Source organism: Nonomuraea sp. NPDC046570 (assembly GCF_040645915.1).
Classification (GTDB): domain Bacteria; phylum Actinomycetota; class Actinomycetes; order Streptosporangiales; family Streptosporangiaceae; genus Nonomuraea.
Map to the genome: position 1 here is coordinate 68333 of NZ_JBEYZF010000008.1, position 19878 is coordinate 88210.

Consider the following 19878-nt stretch of genomic DNA (forward strand, 5'->3'; position numbering starts at 1 on the left):
GGGGGTCAGGCCTTGTCGAAGAAGGCGCGGATGTCGGCCGCCAGCACGCCGGGTGTCTCGTGGGCGGCGTGGTGGCCGCCGACGCCGTAGGTGTTCCACTGGGCGATGTTCGCGTGGTCGCGCTCGGCGAAGCGGCGGATGGACTGGAAGTCGTTGGCGAAACCCGCCAGCCCGATCGGCACCGTGGTCGGCCCGGTGGGGTGCTCGGTCTTGGCGTCCTCGTAGTAGAACCGGATCGACGAGCCCGCGGTGCCGTAGAACCAGTGCAGCGCGATGTTGGTGAGTGTGAAGTCGCGGTCCAGGTGGCCGCCGATGATCTGGCCCATCCAGCCGAGCAGCCCGGCGGGCGAGTCGGCGATCGCGTGCGCCAGGGTCTGCGGCGACTGCGACTGGACCTGGTTGAAGGCCCCCATGTTCTCCCAGAACCACTGCAGGTGCCGCATGTTGGTCTGCTCCTCCTCGGTCAGGTCCTGGAGCTCGTCCGGGTCGCCGGAGGGGAAGGAGAAGATCTGGGTGACGTGCACGGCGACGACGTGCTCGGGGGCGATCCTGCCGAGTTCTGGCGAGATGACCGCGCCCGCGTCGTTGCCGACCACGCCGTAGCGGTCGTAGCCCAGACGGGACATCAGCTCGGTCCAGGCCCTGGCGGTCCGGTGGCGGTTCCAGCCCTTCTCCTTGGTCGGACCCGAGGGGCCGAAGCCGGGCAGTGAGGGGATGACCAGGTGGAAGTCCTTCGACAGGTCCTCGATGACGTCGAGGTACTCCACGATCGTGCCCGGCCAGCCGTGCGTGAGGATCAGCGGCAGCGCGTCCTCGCCGGTGGAGCGGATGTGCAGGAAGTGGATGTTCTGGCCGTCGATCTCGGTGGTGAACTGGGGGTATGCGTTGATCCGGGCCTCCCAGGCGCGCCAGTCGTAGCCGGTGCGCCAGTAGTCGACCATCGCCCTGACCCATGCGAGGCTCACGCCGTACTCGGAGCCGGAGTCCGGGATCTCGTCGGTGAAGCGGGTCAGCGCGAGCCGGGCCTGGAGGTCGTCGAGGTCGGCCTGGGGGATCTCGATACGGAAGGGGCGGATCATGGGGTTCCTTTCGCGGACGTCCAGAGCTCCCATTCTAGCAGAACGGAATCATCCATTCCATAAAATGGGTGCTACCGTCTGCAACGAGACTTCATGAAGGGGGTCCACGTCATCGTGCCGAACACCTGGACCACCCGCCCGGAGATCCCGCAGGACGTCGCCGCGATCCGTGAGGTCAACCTCGGCGCCTTCCCCACCCCGCTGGAAGCCGACCTCGTCGAGGCCCTGCGCAAGGACCCGGCCTGGCTGCCCGAGCTGTCCATCGTGGCCGAGGACCTGGGCGGCGTCGTCGCGGGATACGCCCTGCTCACCCGCTGTCATGTCGACGACGCCCCGGCTCTGGCGCTGGGGCCGTGCGCCGTGCTGCCGAGCCACCAGCGGCGGGGCGCCGGCGCCGCCGCGATCCGGGCCGGCCTGCGTGCGGCCGAGGACCTGGGGGAGAACCTCGTCCTCGTCCTCGGCCACCCGGAGTACTATCCGCGCTTCGGCTTCACCCCCGCCTCGGCCTACGGCATCCGCCCGGCCTTCGAGGTCCCGGACGAGGCGATGATGGTCCTGGTCTTCGACCCCGCCCTCCCGGTGCCGTCCGGCACGATCCGCTACCCGGCCCCGTTCGGCGTCTGACCTTCCGTCCCGGACTCAGAGCCCTGGCCCTGTCAGCTCGTCCGGGGTCCGGTCGGCGGGGAGGACGCCGGTGTGGTGGAGCCGGTTACGGGCGGCGGCGATGGCGTCGGGGGTGGTGGCGAAGACCTGCCCGGCCCGGTCGAGGCGGGCGATCACCCCCAGCGCCTCCAGGGGCTGGTGGTGGCCGTCGCGGATGCCGGAGACGTAGACGGTGATGCCGCGGTGCTCCAGGCGTTCGATGGCGTCGCCCAGGACCAGGGCGCCGGTGGCGTCGATGGTGGTGACCCGGGACATGCGCAGGATGATCGCGGACACGTCGGCGACCTCGGACAGCTCCAGCAGGAAGCGGTGCGCCGCGGCGAAGAACAGCGGGCCGTCCAGCCGGTAGGCGACGATGTGCTCGGCCAGCAGCGCGTGCTCCTGCTCGGTGTGGTCGCCGGGCAGCTCCGGGTAGAGCGGCATCGGGTCGAGGCGTGCGTCGCGTGAGACCGCGCGCAGCGCCAGCGCCCCGGCCACGATCAGCCCGAGGATGACGGCCAGGACCAGGTCGAGGGCCAGCGTGGCGATCGCGGTCAGGACGAGCACCACGGCGTCGCCGCGGGTGGAGTGGACCATGGCCATCACCGAGCCGACCTCGACCATGCGCACCGCGGTGGCCAGCAGGACACCGGCCAGCGCCGCCAGCGGGATCTGGGCGACCAGGTCGGCGGCGGAGAACACGATCACGGCCAGGATGGCCGCGTGCGCGAACGCCGCGAGCCGCGACGACGCCCCGGAGCGGACGTTGACGGCGGTACGGGCGATGGCCCCGGTGGCGGGAACACCGCCGAACAGCGGCGCGGCGAGGTTGGCCAGCCCCTGGCCGAACAGCTCCCGATCCGGGTTGTGCCGATGGTTGACGCTCATGCCGTCGGCGACGGCCGCCGACAGCAGCGACTCCAGCGCGGCCAGCGCGGCGACCGCGATAGCGGGAGCGATCAGGATGTAGAGCGTGCCCGGGTCGAGGAAGGCCAGGGACGGCGCGGGCAGCCCGGCCGGCAGCTCCCCGATCCTGGCCACGTTCAGCTCCGCCGCTTCGGCCACGAGGGTGGCGGCGATGACGGCCAGCAGGGAGAACGGCAGCGTCGGCCGCCAGCGCACCCCGAGCAGCATCACCCCGGCCACCACGACCGTGACCCCGACCGCCTCCCACTGCGGATCGACGAAGAAGTCCTGTACAGCCTGCCAGGCCACCACGGCGACCTTGTCGCCCTCGGGTATCGGCACCCCCAGCGCGGCGGGAATCTGCTGCAGCCCGATCACACAGGCGATGCCGATGGTGAAGCCCTCCACCACCGGAGCGGGGACGAGCGCCATGTACTTGCCCGCCCGCGCCAGCGCCAGCCCGATCAGCAGGATCCCGGCCAGCAGCCCGACCGTCAGCACCCCTGAGGCACCGTGCGCGGCCGTGATCGGGACCAGCACCACGGTCATGGCGCCGGTGGGGCCGGACACCTGCAGGCTGGAGCCGCCGAACAGCGCCGCCATCGCCCCCGCGACCACCGCGGTGGCCAGGCCGGCCTCCGCGCCGAGGCCGGAGGAGATGCCGAAGCCGAGCGCCAGCGGCAGCGCGACGATGGCGACGGTGAGCCCGGCCAGCAGGTCCTGGCGGGGGCGGCGGCCCATGGCGGCCATCTCGTCGCGGTCGGGCAGGATCGAACGGACCCGGGCCCAGCCCGAGGCGAGAATGGGATTCACGTGACTCCTCACGTAGTTCGGCAGCAGATCCGCTCATTTCGGTGAGGATGCGGCAGGCCACCCACACCTCCGATGTTGATCAATCGCGAAAAGTCGCAATTTCTTCATGACGTTAACACCGCACTGGTGTTTCGAGAATGGGTCAATTTTCGCGGCCCCCCGACCCTTTTGGCGTCCAAACCGGGAAAATATCCGCATACCCACCCAGTCACCGCCATAGCTATTTCTTTGCGCCGCCATGCGATATATCCCGACATTCGGTGATGAGTTTTTCGCGCAACCTTTGACCTGGGGTTATCGGTCTCCTCGGGGGTTGGTTGATAAATTCGGCGAAGCCATATCAAGGAGGCTTCTTTGGACCCACAGAAAATGGCCGAATCCTCAGATCCGGCCTTTCTAGGTGAGTATCTTGCCAACCTCCCCCGACAACACCACGCGCATCCCGGCCCGGCCCGTAGCGTCCGCGAAGACCACTTCGAGGGCCACCACATCGTCGTCACCACCACGTACGAGATCACCGTCGACGGCAGGCCGCTGCACATCCCCATCGGCCTGTCGAACGACGGCACCGCCGACAGCCACGGCCTGCCCAACTACCAGTTCACCTCGGTGATGGACCTGGTCAGGGCGCTGATCACCTACTTCCCCGACGAGTTCCCGCCCGGGGGCGGACACCACCACCGAGCGGAGGGATGACATGGCCGTCGTCCGGCGCAACGTCCTGACCGACCCCGACTCCAGGAAGGCCTACATCCGCGGGGTCAACCTGCTCAAACACGAGAACTCCGGCCTGTCCACGGCCGCGTTCGGCATCCCCGGCCCGGCCGCCGAGGTCAGGACCTACGACCTGTTCGTCATCTGGCACGCCATCACCATGAGCACCCCGGTGCCGCCGGGCGGCAACCCGCACACCCGCAACGGCGCGCACCGCGGCCCGATCTTCCTGCCCTGGCACCGGATCATGCTCGCCTGGCTGGAGGCGCACCTGCAGCGGGTCCTCGCCGACCCGGACTTCGGCCTGCCGTACTGGGACTGGGCGAAGGACGGGACGCCGTCGTTTCCCGGCGCGCCCGTCAACCCGGGCGCCTCGGCGCTCTGGGCCAACACCCCGGACGCGCTCGGCGGCGAGGGGAACCCCGTCCCCGGCGGCGGGTTCCGGTTCGACCCGAACGACTCGAAGAGCTTCCGGGTACGGATCGCCGCCGACAGCAGCGGCAGGCTCCGGCAGGTCCCGGACCGCGGCATCAACCGGCGGTTCGGCCAGGCCGGGCCCATCGGCTCCCCGGCACTGCCCACCAACGCCGATGTCCTGAACGCCTTCAACACCCTCTTCGAGCCGAGCCTCGCCACCTACGACCTCAGCCCGTACGACCGCACCTCGGCGGGGTTCCGCAACCGGCTCGAAGGCTTCACCGGTCCCGGGCTGCACAACCAGGTGCACCGCTGGGTGGGCGGCGACATGGCGCCCGCGTCGTCGCCGAACGATCCCGTCTTCTTCCTGCACCACGCCAACGTCGACCGGATCTGGGAGGGGTGGATGCTGGTGAACGGGCGCGAGTACCTGCCCGACATGACCGCCCCCGCCACCCTGCTCGGCCACCGGATCGACGACCCGATGGTCAGCCCGTTCGACCCCTCCGGCCCCCCGGCGACGCCGCGCAGCGTGCTCGACGTGACCGGCACCTACCTGTACGACGTCGCCGTCCTCTGATCCAGGCGGGCCAGGTGCCCGTCGAACCGCCGCCTTCAGGCGTTCACGCCCCATATGCCAGGCTTGACTTATATAAGACGGAGGTGAAATAGTCTGCTATCGAAAGTGAGATCACCCGGACGGGAGTTCGATTCATGTCGCAGAAGATCACCACCTTTCTGATGTTCGAGGGCACCGCCGAAGAGGCGGTCACCTTCTACACCTCGCTCTTCGACGACGCGGAGATCCGCACGATCACCCGCTACGGAGCCGAAGGGCCCGGCGCGGAAGGCAGCGTGCAGCTCGCCCTCTTCACCCTCGCGGGCCAGGAGTACCTGGCCATCGACAGCAGCATGCCGCACGACTTCACCTTCACCCCCGCGGTCTCGCTGTACGTGCAGTGCGACTCCGAGGAGGAGATCGAGCGCCTGTACGCGGCGCTGGCGGAGAAGGGCCAGCCGCTGATGCCGCTCAACTCCTACGGCTTCAGCCGGCGCTTCGGCTGGACCAACGACCGCTTCGGTGTCTCCTGGCAGCTCAACCTCCCCTGATCTGGGTCGCAGCCGCCCGTGCGATGACCTCCTCGGTGGTGAGCGGGGCCTTCGGGTGGTGGCTGAGACACATGGGGACGCGGGTTCTGACGAAGGCGGTGCCCTCCAGGGCCACGTAGAACTCGCCGGAGCTCAGCTTGGAGATCTCCGGCGCGGAGCCGCCTTTGGCCTGGGCCATCTCCTTGGCCGTGTTGATCTGGGCAGGGGCGTTCAGCAGGCCGAAGAACTGGGTGGCGGCGTTGCCGGGGATCTGATTGTGCAGGCCCTTGGGGGCCTGGGTGGCGAAGACCAGGCCCAGGCCGTACTTGCGCGCCTGGGACGCCAGCGCCAGCGTGCTGCGCGTGCAGGTGGTGACGCCGGTGGCCGGGGCGAACGTCTGCGCCTCGTCCATCACGAACAGCCCGCCGAGCGGCCGGTCTCCGGCCGGATGCTTCTTGATCCAGGCGAACAGCGCCATCTGGAGCTGGTTCACGAAGCTCTGCCGCTGCTCGTCGCCCGGCAGCCCGACCAGGCTGATGACCGAGACACGAGCCCGCTTGCCCGGCGATGGGGTCAGCAGCAGTCCCGGATCCACCGGCTCGCCACTCCCGCCGAACAGCGGGTCGTTGTCCATCGCCGCCGTCAGCGACTCGGCCAGATCCGCCGCGATGCGCTGAGCGCTGGCCAGCTCGCTCACCCCGTCAGGCAGATCCGCCAGCAACCCGATCAGCCCCCGGAGCCCCCTCCCACCCCGCCGCCCGAAATGCTCAACCGCCTTCCTGAGTACGGCCTGGCCCCGCTGTGCCTTGGGCGTCGCGGCGTTGAGCTTCACCCTGGGGGCGATGGACTCGACCGCCGCCTCCACGGCCTCGGCGAACTCGTCCGGATCATCGGCGACGCTGGCGAAGTCGGGCAGCGGCTGAAAGCTCAACGGCCGCCCGCCCGCCCGCCTCGGCGTCCAGACCACCACCTCGGTACCAGCCAGGTACTCCTCGGCCTTCCGCGCGTCCCCGTCCCCCCATCCCGCCGGAACCTCCGGCCACGGCTCCCCGAGGCGGGCCAGGTCGTTGTTCGGATCGAGCACGATCGCCGACACCCCGTGCAGCGCGCACTCCTCCACCAGCCGCCGAATGAGCACGGTCTTCCCCGACCCTGACCCTGCGAAGATCGCCGCGTGCTTCCTCAACGCCTCCAACCCGACCTCGACCGGCCTCCCACCTCCGACCGCCCTCCCCAACACGACCCTCGGCCCCCCGCCAACCGCATCGCCCATGCCACACTCCGCGCCGACCTCCGCCACCGGGCTCCCCGCCACGGGAACACCCGGCACTGACGCGGCATCGGCCTGGGAGGCAACGGCCTCAGGAGGCGCCGAGGGCGTGGTGCCCGAGGCGGCCGACAGGGCCTCCCTGAGGAAGCCGACCTGGTCGGTGAATCTGCGGGCGGCGAGCCAGGCCGTGAGGTGCGGTGGGTTCTCGGCGAGGAGGTCTCTGAGCGCCGCCAGGACGCGGAGGTCACCATCACTCCAGCCCAGGACTCGGCCACCCGCCCGTTTGAACGCCGCGATCACCTCCTGGGTACGCGGCCCATCCGACCAGTCATCGTTCCGCAACAGGAACAGCCGCCGCTTCGGCACCGCCACATCCAGCCCCGCCGCCACCGACGCCTTCCGTATCCGGTTCAACGCCGCGATGGCATTCTTCGCGGTGATCGCGCGAAACCCCCAGTGCACCTCATCCTCAGTGGCCTCGTCGAGGGTACGGCGCAGCCGCGCGTGCAGAGGCGGCTTGGAACTCGGCGGCGAATCTCGGCTGAACTCCCGCCCCTCCTCCCCTTGCTCGGCGATCCACGCCGACAACCCGGCCGCCAAGAGCGCGGGCATCAGCACATCCTCGTTCTCCTGGTTGATCATGAGGGGCGGCCCGGCCTCCAGCATCTTCGCGAACCGCGCGTCGAGCGCGTCGAGTTCACCGCCAAGGAGTGCAGGGACGGAGCTGTGGGAGGCGCCGGAGAGGGGCGGGATGCCGGTCGTGTCGCCCGCACCGCCGGCAGAGGTGATGCCGGTACCACCGTCGGAGGTTCGGGTGAATCGCTCCAGTTCCCTGACCTCGCTGTTCACCAGGCAGGACCGGATGTGCTCGTCGATGGTGATCAGGAGCTGCCGGGGCGTGAACCCGGGGGCGGACTCGAAGGCCACCGGGCTGACCGGCCACGTCGGGTAAGTCGGCTTGACCCCGGCCGCGCCGTACTGGATCTCGAACCGCCTGGCCACCAGCCGGCGTGCGGTCTCGGCGTCGGGGATGGTCATGAGCGGGGTGGCCTGCCGGAACCGGTCTTGGACCGTGTCGGTCGCCACCTTCTCGATGAGCGTCCAGGTCGAGGGGATGCAGGAGACGATGGTCAGCGTCCGGCGGGTGACTTCGCGCAGCGCCATCAGTCCTCCGGCGATCTGCTCGATCATGAGCACATCCGACGGATCGTTGACCGTCAGGTCGGTGGACGCGAAGGATTGGGCGATGAGCGCGTCGATCTGGTCGACGGCGATGACGGTCGGACCGGTGAGCGCGAGCAGCCGTGAGATGTCCCTGACGATCTCCTGCGGCGTCCGGTGGACCTGCCGGATTCCCCACCGTGCGCGTTCGCCCTTCTCCTCCTCCGGCACCGAGAACAGGAACGCCTCGCCGATGTCCTGCATCCCCAGGTCCTCCGAGGCCAGCAGGACCAGAGCCCGCGCCGTGTCCTGGCTCTCCCGGCCGACCTGGTTGTCGAAGCGGCGCAACCCGCCGATGAAGGCGTCGAGCTCCTCCCTGGTGACGGCCTTCCTACCGGTGATCGCGCGCCGCGCCATCCTCGGCACGTCCACCTTGGCCGCCAGGCGGGCGAGGAACAACTTGAGCTGGTTGTCCCCGTCCGCCGTCTCGCGGGAAAGGCTGTCGAGGATCGACACCACGGTGCTGTCCCAGAAGCCCTTGGCGTCCAGCAGGCCGACCAGAACGAAGTAGCCGCCGTCCGCCTGGGTACGCTCCCGCAGCCAGCCGAGCAGGTGTGTCTTGCCCGCGCCGCGCTGGCCTTGGACCACCACGCCGATGGGGCTCGTGTCGTGGTGCTGCCCCGCCTCGGTCAGGCCGCCGAGGAGGATGCGCATGGAGGCGTCGTGCAGGCCCTCGACGTGGAAGGCGGAGTGACGCCACACGTCCCCGACGCCCTCGGTGTAGTTGAAGCTGAGCGCCGTGAGGGCGCCGAGGCCCGTCATATCGTGCCGATCCACAGGACGTGCTTGTCCTGGTTGCCGATGACCACGGCGGCCTCCCGGTCTTCTTGGGTGAGGGCCTTCTGGTTCGACTCGGGGATGATGCTCACGTCCTCCAGCCGCTCCATCCTGACGAGCGCCTCGTCGATCTGCGCCTTCGGCAGGTCGCCCAGGAACGTCCGCAGTCTCGCCAGCTTCACCCACGCCCCTGGCCGGGCCGCCAACTCGGCGTAGGCGCTCCGAATCCGGTCTTCGACCTGGTGCTCCTGCGGAGCCTCACCAGAAGATCGACCGGCCTGGACCTCGGAGCTGTCGCCAGGTTGGAAGAGGTCGGAGAGACGCTGGTCGGTGCGGGACAGGAAGGCGGGGAGCCAGGTGAACAGAGCGCGGGCCATCACGCCGGACGAGCCGGTGAAGGCCGGAAGCGTGCCAGTGTGAAGGTCCTCAGCGAGGCGGGCCCAGCCGGAGTCGGTCAGCGTGTGGACGAAGGAGCGGCCCTTCTTCCAGCTGTCGACCAGCTTCAGCTCGTTCAGCCGAAGTCGTTTCGCGCCGTCGATCTTCAGCCCCCAACGCTCCCCGAGCTGGGGGTTGGACACCTCGCCGGCCTCGACGGCCAGAACCACCAGGGCGGTGAACTCAGGCAGGGACAGCCCTTTTTCCGTCATATCTCATCCTTCCGAGGGTTCGCCGCGCCGGCTCCGCAGGAGCTGTTCGATGTGGCGGACCACGGTTTCCGTATCGGTCATCACATGGGTGTGGGTGAAGCGCAGAACGGCGTATCCGGCGATCTGGAGTTGCACGTCCCGCTGCCGGTCCTCGTCGAACTTGGTCCGGGCCCGGTGGTCGTCGCCGTCGATCTCCACGACGCACCGCTCCTCCTGCCACAGCAGGTCCAGGCGGATCGGCGCGGCCAGCGGATGCGGCGAGTACACCTGGTTCCAGGCCCGCCCCACCGCCCACGCGCACCGCTCCAGCGCCGCCTCCAGCCGCCGCTCGCTCAAACTGCCCGGATGCGGCCTCCCGGCGACGGCCGGATAGCCGACTGCGCCCGGATGGTCGACGGTGCCTGAAGTGCCGTCACCGCTCGGAGTGGCGGCCGGTAGGTGGATCGTGATCGTCGGCACCCGGTCGACGGCGGTCAGTGGGGCGCCGGTGAGCCAGACGCCCAGTGACCCCCGGTCGGCGAGCCACTCGCATCCGGCGACCAGTACCTCCTGCGCCGTCGGCGGTAACCCGTCCGGAACGCGTACCAGGAGTGAGGTCCGGGTTCGTCCGAAGCCGGAGGCCAGCACCCGGGCCAGCCCGGCGGCGCGTACCTCGGGAGCGAACCGGTCGCGCCTGCGCGCGCCGGTGAGAGCGAGGGTGGCGAGTGCGGCGAGGAACGGTCCGAAGTGGTCGCTCGCCGAGGCCCGGCGTAGCGCCAGCGCCCGTACGGCGGGCACCCCCGCCCCCGCGCCCCCGCTGATCCCCTCAGCCTCGGGCAGCCATGCGGGATACAGCGCGACGGCCGCCCGCTCCAGCGCGTCCAGCACGGAGGTGACCAGGTCCGACGCGGACCGCGTCCCCTGGGCGACGTAGGTGACGATCGCGGGCGCGTCCTCGGGCAGCGGGTCGATGGCCAGCGCGATGGAGTCGGCGTCGGCGCCGTCGAGTCGTACGACCCGGCCGACCGGTAACCCCGCCCACGACCGCACCACTCGCCGTCCTCAAAGACCGGAATATGTCAGCTTGGCGAGGCTATCGGCCACCCGCCTCGGCTGTCAGCAGATGAAATCATCGCCGCCAATCTGTTGCCGACCATGACCGTAAACGTGGATATTTCTATTAATAGCCTGACAGAAATACACGAAGCGTGACCGCGTAATGCGGTCACGCTTCGTGGAGTAGCGGCTTCACACCCCGGCCGGGATCCGGCGCGGGGGGACGGTCAGGGTGTGCTCGCCGGCGGTGGTGAGCAGCGACTGGGCGAGGCTCGCCTTGAGCAGCGCGGCGCCGCGCAGTACCGGCAGGAGGGTCAGCGCGAACAGCGCGCCGAGGCCGGTGTTGAAGCCCACGAAGGACGCCAGGCTGTCGCCGAGGCCGAGCAGGGAGGGCAGCCCGCCGTCCATGCCGGGGATGTCGAAGAGGATCCAGCCGTACAGCGGGAAGGTCAGCCCGGCGATCGCGCCGGCCCACCAGACCACGCTGAAGACGAAGGCGATCAGCGCGAACGGGAAGGCGATGATCGGGTGCAGCAGGTCCAGCCAGGCCTGGGCGCTGGTCAGCGGGTTCATCGTGCGGCGGAACCAGGACGCCTGCGCCGGGGCCTGGTTGTAGTGGGGGCGCGCGACGGGGTGGCCGAGGACGCCGGGCAGGGCGGCCCGCTCGACGTCGGCGAAGCCCCTCGACATGGCGGCGGTCCCGGCCAGGACGGGCAGGCCGACGAACGCGACCGCGCTGCCCAGCCCGGCCGCGACACCGGTGATGGTCAGCGCGAAGGAGGCGACGCTGGCGGGGAAGCCCATCAGGGCGTAGCGGGTGTCGGTGGCGATGCGGCGCGGGAAGGTCGTCATGCCGGAAACGCTACGAGCGCGGGCCTGGCCGGGTCTCCCCGGCTCACAGGCGTGTCGGGGTAGGGCCAGCCCTACCCTCTGCGACCGGTCCGGGGCTCATGTCACCGAATATCTGCATATCGGAACTTTTCTTCCCATTGACACAATCTGGCCCCTTGGAGACTATCCATAAGGTTTTTCCATATTTCGCCGACCGACCGTACATCGTCGTAGGGAGGCGCTGTTTTGTCCCTGGGTTCCACTTGCGACACCGGCCGGCGAAGGCGGGTGACGAGTTCTGTCCGCAGGACCTGAACGGACCCGGAAAGCTCCCCGGGCACCCCCGCCGAAACACCCTCCCGCTGACGCCATCTCACAGCGCCGACACCCCCAACGCGGCGCCACCAACGGGAAACACCACCAGCCGATGTACAAGGAGCCCGACGGTGAACAGCAACAAGGAGGGTACGGCTGCGCCCGAACACGCGCGGCTGGCCATCAACGGCGGCGACCCGGTACGGCGGACGCCCTGGCCGACCTACGACAAAGGGGCCGTCTTCGTCCACCCGGAGGACGAGGAGGCGGCGGTCCGCGCCATCCGCAGCCACCTGTACTTCCGATACGACCACCGCCCCCAGGAGGACACCGAGTGCGGCAAGTTCGAGGCGGAACTGTGCCGGTACTTCGGTAGCAAGCACGCGCTGGCCGTGTCCAGCGGCACCACCGCGCTCGCGCTGGCCATCATGGCGGCGGGCATCCCACCCGGTTCCCTGATCGCCTGCCCCGGATTCACCTTCGTCGCCACGCCCAGCGCCATCGTGCTGGCGGGCTGCAAGCCCCTGCTCGTCGAGGTGGACGAGAACCTGCACCTGGACCTCGACGACCTGCGCCGCCGCTGGACGGGGGAGATCAAGGCCATCCTGGTCGTGCACATGCGCGGTTTCGCCGCGGACATGGAGGCGTTGACCGGCTTCGCCGCCGAGATGGGCGTGCCGGTGTTCGAGGACGCCGTGCCCGCCTTGGGCGCGGAGCTCAAAGGCCGCAAGCTCGGCACCTTCGGGCTGGCGGGCGGGTTCAGCACTCAATCGGACAAGTCGCTGAACAGTGGCGAAGGCGGCTTCCTGGTCACCGACGACAGCGTGCTCTACGCCCGCGCCACCGTGCTCTCGGGCGCCTACGAGGGGCGGCTGCGGCGGCACTTCCCGGACGGGGGGCCGCCGATCGAGAGCGACCTCGACCTGCCGCTGCTCAGCTTCCGCATGGACGAGATCCGGGCGGCGCTGCTGCGGGCCGAGATGGAACGGCTGCCGATCCGGTTGAAGTGCTTCCACGACAACTACACCTACGTGGCGGCGGCGCTGTCCGACCTCGACGCGATCGCGATCCGGCAGCCGGTGGGGCCGGGTGCGTTCCTCGGCGAGGCGTTCATCTTCCGCGTGCTGGACGGGGACGCCACCTGGTTCGCCAAGGCGCTGTGCCGCGAGGGGATCGACGCGCGCAACCTCGGCTCCGACGAGGACACCAACGTGCGCGTCTTCTGGAACTGGCGGTTCCTGTTCGGCACCAAGGACGTGGCGTCGATCCAGGCGCTGCTGCCCGCCACCACCCGCTACCTGCGGCAGGCGGTCGACATCCCACTGGCCTCCATCCTGTCCACCGAGGACTGCGACGAACTGATCAGAGCGGTCCGCAAGGTGGCGGCGCGCCGATGAGCGAGGAGGGAAAACTCCCGCGCCGGGCCCTCATCGGGATCTTCGGCGGCCTGTTCACCGGCTACGTGGGACTGACCGCGGTGATCCCGGTGCTGCCCAGCTTCGTCACCCAGCGCTACGGCGCCACCGGCTTCGCCGTCGGCCTGGCCGTCATGGCGACCGCGCTGACGGCCCTGCTGGTCCGCCCGGTCGCCGGCCACTTCGCCGACCGGTACGGCCACCGCCGCGTCATGCAGGTCGGCGCGCTGATCGTCGCCGTGGGCGGGCTGCTCTACTTCCTCCCGCTCAGCCTGCCCGCCCTGGTCGGCGTCCGCCTGCTGCTCGGCGTCGGCGAGGCGGCGCTGTTCACCGCGGGCGCCGTCTGGACGGTCTCCCTCGCCCCGCACAACCGGCGCGGCCAACTGATCGGCCTGTACGGCGTCAGCATGTGGGGCGGCATCTCGGTCGGCACCTTCCTGGGCGCGGCGCTGCTCGGATTCGGCTTCGACGCGGTGTGGGGCTTCAGCGTCGCGGCGGCGCTGATCGGCCTCGCCCTGATCACCTCGGTCCCGGCCCCCGCCACGGCCGGTCAGCCCGCCGGCGGCAGCGGCCTGCTGCTCCGCCCGGCGCTGCTGCCGGGCACGGCCCTGGCCCTGGCCGCCGCCGGATACGCCGGGCTGGCCGCGTTCGTGGTCCTGCACCTGCAGGCCCGCGGCATCTCCTCGGGCGTCGCCGTGCTCAGCGGCTTCAGCGCCGTCTACGCGGGCACCCGGCTGTTCATCGGCCACCTGCCCGACCGGTACGGCCCGCGCCGGGTGGCGATCTGGTGCGGTGTCGGGGAGGCGGCCGGGCTGCTGATCATCGCGGTGGCGCCGAACCTGCCGCTGGCCGTACTCGGCGGGGTGGTGATGGGGGTGGGGTTCTCGCTGCTGCACCCGTCGCTGGCGCTGATGGTCATGAACCTCACCGACCGGTCGAAACAGGGGGCCGCGCTCGGCGCCTACACCTCCTTCTGGGATCTCGGCCTGGCCGTGTGGGGGCCGCTGATCGGCCTGGTCGCGACCGGGTTCGGGTACCCGGCCGTGTTCGTGGTCGGCGCGGGCTGCGCGGCGGCGGCCGTGGTGGTGTCGCTGTTCGTCCGCCAGCCGAGCCCGCAACCGGCGCCCGCGAGCTGAGTCAGGGAGCACTTCGTGGACGGAATCAAGATCCTGTGCATCACCGGCTGGTGCCGCAACGGCAGCACCATCATCGGCAACGTCCTCAACGAGATCCCCGGCTTCTTCCATGTGGGGGAGCTGCACTTCCTGTGGAAGAACGGCGCGGGCCGGGGCGTGAACAACCTGTGCGGCTGCGGTCAGGCGCTCACCGAGTGCCCGATCTGGTCGGAGATCCTGCCGCTCGGCCGGCCCGCCGGTCTGTCGCCGGAGGAGTACGCCGACCTGGTGATCAGGCGCCAGCGCGCCTGTGTGCGCACCCGGCACACCTGGCGGGTGCTCGGCCGGGGCCTCGACGGCAAGGCCCTCAGCGACCACGCCGCGCTGATGACCCGGACCTACCACGCCGCCGCCGAGCGGACCGGCTCCCGGGTGATCGTGGACACCACCAAGATCCCCGGCGAGGCGGCGCTGCTGCCGTACCTGGAAGGAGTCACGCCCTACTACGTCCATCTCGTCCGCGACCCCCGGGCGGTCGCGCACTCCTGGCGGCAGCCGAAGGAGTACGTCTACGCGATGTCGTCCTGGATGAGCACCGCCTACTGGCACGGCTTCAACCTGGCCGCCAGGGCGATCACCCGCCGCTACCCGCGGCGGTCGCTCTTCCTGCGCTACGAGGACTTCGCCGCCGACCCACAGGGGACGATCGACGCGCTCCTGCGGCTCTGCGGCGAGGAGTCCGCGGGCAACCCGATCCGCGACCGGACGGTCGACCTGCACACCAACCACACGGTCACCGGCAACCCGGACCGCTTCCGCACCGGCGCCACCGTCATCCGCGACCGCGACGACTCCTGGAAGGGCAGCCTCACCCTCCCCGCCAGGCTGGCCGCGGTGACGCTGTCGACCCCCCTCTTCCACCGGTACGGCTACCGCTACAGCGGCACCCTCACGACCGGCTCCCGAAATGCCGAAGCCCGGCAGCGATGAAGGAGGACGATTGGATCTAGGACTGGACAACAAGGTCGCGCTGGTCGCGGGCGGTTCCAGTGGCCTCGGCCTGGCCACCGCCATGGAACTGGCCAGAGAGGGCGCGCACGTCGCGATCGGCGCCCGCGACCCGCAACGACTGGAGGCCGCGCAGCACCGCCTCAAGGAGGTTGCGCGCGGACGCGTGCACGCCACCAGCGTCGACCTCACCGACAAGGCGGCGGCCCGCCGCTGGGTCGACGAGGTGGCCGCCGACTTCGGCGCGCTGCACATCGTGCTGGTCAGCGGCGGCAGCCCGCCGATCGGCCCGGCCTCGGGGTTCGACCTGGAGGAGTACCAGGGGGCCGTGGACAAGGTGCTGATGGCGGCGGTGAACCTGACGCTGGCGGCGGTGCCGTACCTGAAGGCGGCGGGGTGGGGGCGGCTGCTCTATGTGGCGTCGGAGACGGCGAGCGTGCCGATCGCCCCGCTGGCGCTGTCCGGCGTGACCCGCGCCGCGCTCGTCCGCTTCGCCCAGGCGATGGCCGCCGACCTCGGCCGGGACGGGATCACCGTCAACGTGCTGGCCCCGGGCGGGGCGCGGACCCCGCCGATGGAACGGGCGGCGGCCCGGCTGGCCGGGGACGGGGATGTCGAGGAGTGGCTGGCGGCCATGGGCCACCACAACGCGGTGGGCCGCCTGGCCCGCCCCGACGAGGTCGCCGCCGTGGCGGCCTTCCTGGCCGGGGAGCGGGCCTCGTTCGTGACCGGCGGCGTCCACCTGATCGACGGCGGAGCCGGCGTGACCGGCCCCGACCTGCCCCATCTCACGTCCGCGCGCAAGGACACCTACACCTGAGGAGCGAGTGATGTCCTACACCGAGAAGGACGTCGGAGACTTCTTCGACCAGACCACGCAGACCTACCTGAGCTTCTGGGACAGCGACGGCGTCCTGCACACCGGCTACTTCGCCGATGACGACGACCGGGACTACCGGGCCGCGGCCGAGCGCACCTCCGACCTGATGGCGGCGGAGGCGGGGATCGACGGCTCCTCCCGCGTGCTCGACGTGGGCTGCGGCTGCGGCAACTTCCTCATCCACCTGGCCCGCCGGTACGGCTGCCGCGGCGAGGGCCTCGACCTGAGCCTGGAGCGGATCAAGTTCGCCCAGCAGATCGCCGACCCCGGCCTGGGCATCGAGTTCCGGCACGGGTCGGCGACGGACATGCCGTACCCCGACGGAGGCTTCTCGCATGTGGTCAGCCAGGACGCGTTGTTCCTGGTGCCGGACAAGCCGCGCAGCCATGCGGAGATCCACCGGGTGCTGCGGCCCGGCGGGTTGTTCGCCTTCTCCGACTTCCTGCAGCCGAAGAAGGAGATCGGCGAGCGCGCGCGCCGCCACGTCTATGACCGCGTGCGCTGGAGCAGTGGCTACTCGCTGGTCGAGTACCAGAGCGCGCTGGAGCAGGCCGGTTTCGAGATCGTGCTGGCCCGCAACCTGGAGAGCCATATCCGGCAGACCTACCGCGTGCTCGGCGTGACGGCCCGGGAGCGGGCTGAGACCACCGAGGAGGCGGCGGCCAGGGACTGGATGCTCGCCTTCGCCGAATCCTGTGACGAGATCCAGATCGCCATCGACCAGGGCGAGTTCGGCTGGGGAATCTTCGTCGCCCGCAAACCCTGACCGGAGGTGCAGCCATGCAGCGGAACGCAGACGTGAAGCGCACGATGGCCGAGGTGGTGGCCCAGCGCAAGCAGGAGATGTCGCCGGGACGGATGTTCGTCGAGGCCTGCGCGGACAAGGGGTTCGGCGCCAGCGTCGAGTACGACGTGACCATCACCGACTCGCTGACCAGCTCGCGGCGCAAGCCGCGCTACCCGGCCCGCAACATGCTCAAGGTCGTGGACCTGTCCCGGGACCCGCGGCAGTTCTACTGGCACGAGAGCCCGCCGAACCCGGACGACCCGGAGGTGTTCGAGGGCGACCTCAGGCGCGAGGCGGCCAACCGCTTCCACAAGTCGCCCATCCCCGAGCTGTACCCGACGACCGCCTGGGTACGGGTGCCACCCGACCTGTGGGAGGACGCCGAGACATTCGAGTCGTTCATCAACTACCGGCTGATCGTCCGCCTGGCCACGGCCGAGAACCACACGATCATCCGCGGCAGGGGCGGCTTGCTGAACATCCCGAGCATCGCCCGGATGACCGCCAAGGGCCCGTTCGCCTCGACGATCCTGTCCGCCTGCAACGAGGTGGAGCAGATGGGCGGCACCGCGGACGGCCTCATCATCAACCCGGTCGACTACTACACGTTCATGGGCGAGGGCCGCCTGATGGACGACGTCGAGCAGAACGGCGTGTTCATCGTCAGGACCCGCCTGGTCGATCCCGGCACGGCGATCGTCGGCGACTTCGGGCACGGCGCGCTGCTGTTCGACGCGGGCCGCTCGGTGATCCGTTTCGCCGAGCCGCCGCCGGGCGTCTTCGCCGAGCCCGGTCTCGCGCTGATGGCCGAGATCTACGAACGCGTCGTGATCAACCTCCCGACGAACTTCTTCGTCGTGAGCCTGTAGCGGGGGGCCGGCGATGGATCGCGACCCTGACGTGCTCATCATCGGTGGCGGCGTCGCCGGCCTCTTCTCCGCCTACCACCTGCGCCTTTCCGGCTGTTCGGTGGCGGTGGTGGAACGGGGGCCGATCGGCGGCCCCCAGTCCTGTTCCTCCGGCAACACCGGTTTCGTCGGCACCCAGGGCTCGGCGCCCCTCGCCGAGCCCGGCGTGCCGGCGCAGGGCCTGCGCTGGCTGCTGAACCCGGAGAGCCCCTTCTACATCAAGCCGCGCCCGGACCCCGCCCTGCTGGCCTGGCTCTGGCACTTCCGGCGCGCCTGCACGGCCGAGGCCGCCCAGGCGAGCTTCCGGATCCTGCTCGACCTGAAACAGCGCAGCCTCGCCATGCTGCGCGACCTGTGCACGCCCGACACCCTCACCGCCAACGGCATGGTGGTCGCCTTCAAGACGCCGCAGGCGTTCGAGAAGGCGGCCCGCGCCCTGCCGCCGGGCGTGCCGCTGCGCGTCCTGGAGCCGGCGGAGCTGAGCGCCCTCGAACCCGGCGTCGAGTTCGACATCGCCGGAGCCCTGTACAACGAGGAGGGCGCCTACCTGCGCGTCCCCTCCTTCCTCACCGAACTGGCGGGCACGCTCACCGGCATGGGCGTCGACCTCCACGAGCACACCGAGGTCACCGGCTTCGAGACGACCGGCCACCGGGTACGGCAGGTGCGCACGACCCGGGGCGACTTCCGCCCCGGCGAGACCGTCATCGCGGCCGGAACCTGGTCGGCCGCCTGCGCCCGCAAGCTGGACGTCAAGCTGAGGCTGCAGCCCGCCAAGGGCTACACCGTCACGGTCAAGACCTCGCCCGGCGCGCCCCGGCTGCCGGTGCTGCTCAGCGAGGGGAAGGTGGCGCTCACGCCGCTCGGCGACCGGCTGCGCCTCGGCGGCACCCTCGAACTGGCGGGCCTGGACGGCAGGATCTCCCGCCGCCGGGTGGACGGCATCCTGCGGGCCGTCCGGTCCCACCTTCCGGCGCTGGACACGAGCGCGACGCTCGACACGTGGAGCGGGTTCCGCCCGTGCACGCCGGACAGCCTGCCGTACATCGGGCGGGCCGCCCCCTATCGCAATCTCGTCATCGCGTGCGGCCACGGTCACATCGGCCTGGGTCTCGCGCCCGCTGGGGGCCGGTTGGTCGCCCAGATCGTCTCGGGGGCGGAGCCCGACGTGGATCTGACCCCGTTCCGTGTCGACCGGTACTGAACCGCAGGAGAAGTGAACGTGATCGGTGTCCTCTGCCTTGAGACCTCCTTCACCAAGATCCCCGGCCACATCCGCAACCCGGCCACCTTCGGTTTCCCCGTCACCTACAAGGTGGTGGAGGGCGCGACGCCCGAGCGGGTGGTCACCCAGGCCGACCCGCGCCTGCTCGACCCGTTCATCGAGGCGGCCCAGGAACTGGAGGGGCGCGGCGTCGTCGCGATCACCGGCGCCTGCGGCTTCCTGGTGCTCTTCCAGCAGCGGCTGGCCGGGGCGGTCGGCGTCCCCCTCTACGCCTCCAGCCTGATCCAGCTCCCCATGGTGCACCGGATGCTCAGGCCCGAGCAGAAGGTCGGCCTGCTGGTGGCGAAGAAGCCCGCGCTCACCCGGCGGCACCTGGAGGCGATCGGCGGCGAGGACGTGCCGGTGTGCGTCGCCGGGATGGAGGAGCAGCCGGAGTTCCGCGAGGTCATGCTCGAAGGGCGGCGCGACGAGCTCGACGTCGCCCGGCTGGAGCGCGAGGTGCTCGGCCAGGTCGACCGGCTGGCGCGGGAGAACCCCGACCTGGGGGCGCTGGTCATCGAGTGCACGGACCTGGTGCCGTTCGCGCGGGCGATCCAGTCGCGACTCGGCCTGCCGGTCTTCGACATCGTGACCCTCACCGAGATGGTCCACCGAAGCCTGACCCGGACATCCTTCCCCAGCTACTAGCGGGGAGGACACACCGACCTCTTTCAGCGTCCCCCAGCCGAGTCCGCCCCAAAAGCGACCCTCTATGGTAGAAGCGGACTTGAGGGACCTAGGGGGA

At 70.3% G+C, this 19878-nt stretch carries 18 protein-coding genes; 12 read left to right on the forward strand and 6 right to left on the reverse strand.

Features of this window, described 5'->3' with window-relative positions; genetic code table 11:
- Positions 1 to 5: 5 nt before the first annotated feature.
- Complete coding sequence (locus tag ABZ911_RS15490; RefSeq protein WP_358055514.1) at positions 6 to 1079, reverse strand: epoxide hydrolase family protein; 1074 nt, start codon at positions 1077 to 1079, stop codon at positions 6 to 8.
- A gap of 93 nt (positions 1080 to 1172) precedes the next feature.
- Between ABZ911_RS15490 and ABZ911_RS15495 the strand changes: the two genes are divergently transcribed.
- Positions 1173 to 1703, forward strand: coding sequence for an N-acetyltransferase (locus ABZ911_RS15495; RefSeq protein WP_358055516.1), 531 nt, complete (start codon positions 1173 to 1175; stop codon positions 1701 to 1703).
- Positions 1704 to 1718: 15 nt separating this feature from the next.
- Here ABZ911_RS15495 and ABZ911_RS15500 read toward each other — a convergent pair whose 3' ends face one another.
- Positions 1719 to 3377 carry a SulP family inorganic anion transporter gene (locus ABZ911_RS15500; protein WP_358055902.1) on the reverse strand — a complete coding sequence of 553 codons (1659 nt, stop codon included), beginning with the start codon at positions 3375 to 3377 and terminating at the stop codon, positions 1719 to 1721.
- 417 nt (positions 3378 to 3794) lie between these two features.
- Here ABZ911_RS15500 and ABZ911_RS15505 point away from each other — a divergent pair, with 417 nt between their 5' ends.
- From ABZ911_RS15505 to ABZ911_RS15515, 3 genes are all read left to right on the forward strand, one after another.
- Complete coding sequence (locus ABZ911_RS15505) at positions 3795 to 4136, forward strand: hypothetical protein (protein ID WP_358055518.1); 342 nt, start codon at positions 3795 to 3797, stop codon at positions 4134 to 4136.
- Position 4137: 1 nt separating this feature from the next.
- Entirely contained in the window at positions 4138 to 5151 is a 1014-nt protein-coding gene (locus ABZ911_RS15510; protein WP_358055521.1) for a tyrosinase family protein, read from the forward strand.
- A gap of 134 nt (positions 5152 to 5285) precedes the next feature.
- Complete coding sequence (locus ABZ911_RS15515; protein WP_358055523.1) at positions 5286 to 5681, forward strand: VOC family protein; 396 nt, start codon at positions 5286 to 5288, stop codon at positions 5679 to 5681.
- Here the strand turns inward: ABZ911_RS15515 and ABZ911_RS15520 are convergent.
- The 4 genes from ABZ911_RS15520 to ABZ911_RS15535 form a co-directional block, all read right to left on the reverse strand.
- On the reverse strand, positions 5668 to 8928 hold the full coding sequence (locus ABZ911_RS15520) for a DUF87 domain-containing protein (RefSeq protein ID WP_358055525.1): 3261 nt from the start codon (positions 8926 to 8928) through the stop codon (positions 5668 to 5670). The two genes, ABZ911_RS15515 and ABZ911_RS15520, sit on opposite strands and share 14 nt — an antisense overlap.
- Entirely contained in the window at positions 8910 to 9575 is a 666-nt protein-coding gene (locus tag ABZ911_RS15525) for a hypothetical protein (RefSeq protein WP_358055527.1), read from the reverse strand. Before ABZ911_RS15525 ends, ABZ911_RS15520 begins: the two co-directional genes overlap by 19 nt.
- A 3-nt stretch (positions 9576 to 9578) precedes the next feature.
- The gene (locus ABZ911_RS15530) at positions 9579 to 10607 is read right to left on the reverse strand and encodes a DUF559 domain-containing protein (RefSeq protein ID WP_358055529.1); all 1029 of its coding nucleotides are present in this window, start codon (positions 10605 to 10607) and stop codon (positions 9579 to 9581) included.
- A 195-nt stretch (positions 10608 to 10802) separates the two neighbouring features.
- The gene (locus tag ABZ911_RS15535) at positions 10803 to 11462 is read right to left on the reverse strand and encodes a sensor domain-containing protein (protein ID WP_358055531.1); all 660 of its coding nucleotides are present in this window, start codon (positions 11460 to 11462) and stop codon (positions 10803 to 10805) included.
- A gap of 425 nt (positions 11463 to 11887) precedes the next feature.
- Between ABZ911_RS15535 and ABZ911_RS15540 the strand changes: the two genes are divergently transcribed.
- From ABZ911_RS15540 to ABZ911_RS15575, 8 genes are read left to right on the forward strand one after another with little or no spacing between them, the layout of a single operon-like run.
- Complete coding sequence (locus tag ABZ911_RS15540; protein WP_358055533.1) at positions 11888 to 13153, forward strand: aminotransferase class I/II-fold pyridoxal phosphate-dependent enzyme; 1266 nt, start codon at positions 11888 to 11890, stop codon at positions 13151 to 13153.
- A complete protein-coding gene (locus ABZ911_RS15545) occupies positions 13150 to 14307 on the forward strand; it encodes an MFS transporter (protein ID WP_358055536.1) in 1158 nt (385 codons plus the stop codon). The genes ABZ911_RS15540 and ABZ911_RS15545 overlap by 4 nt, the downstream gene beginning before the upstream one ends.
- Before the next feature lie 15 nt (positions 14308 to 14322).
- Positions 14323 to 15276 carry a sulfotransferase gene (locus ABZ911_RS15550; protein ID WP_358055538.1) on the forward strand — a complete coding sequence of 318 codons (954 nt, stop codon included), beginning with the start codon at positions 14323 to 14325 and terminating at the stop codon, positions 15274 to 15276.
- A 10-nt stretch (positions 15277 to 15286) separates the two neighbouring features.
- Entirely contained in the window at positions 15287 to 16114 is an 828-nt protein-coding gene (locus ABZ911_RS15555; protein ID WP_358055540.1) for an SDR family oxidoreductase, read from the forward strand.
- Between the two features lie 10 nt (positions 16115 to 16124).
- Positions 16125 to 16940: a methyltransferase domain-containing protein gene (locus tag ABZ911_RS15560; protein ID WP_358055542.1), complete on the forward strand. Its 816-nt coding sequence runs from the start codon at positions 16125 to 16127 to the stop codon at positions 16938 to 16940.
- A 14-nt stretch (positions 16941 to 16954) separates the two neighbouring features.
- On the forward strand, positions 16955 to 17830 hold the full coding sequence (locus ABZ911_RS15565; RefSeq protein ID WP_358055544.1) for a family 3 encapsulin nanocompartment shell protein: 876 nt from the start codon (positions 16955 to 16957) through the stop codon (positions 17828 to 17830).
- Between the two features lie 13 nt (positions 17831 to 17843).
- Positions 17844 to 19073 (forward strand): FAD-dependent oxidoreductase, encoded by a 1230-nt coding sequence (locus ABZ911_RS15570; protein WP_358055546.1) that lies wholly within the window; start codon positions 17844 to 17846, stop codon positions 19071 to 19073.
- 18 nt (positions 19074 to 19091) lie between these two features.
- The gene (locus tag ABZ911_RS15575) at positions 19092 to 19781 is read left to right on the forward strand and encodes an aspartate/glutamate racemase family protein (protein WP_358055548.1); all 690 of its coding nucleotides are present in this window, start codon (positions 19092 to 19094) and stop codon (positions 19779 to 19781) included.
- Positions 19782 to 19878 lie beyond the last annotated feature (97 nt).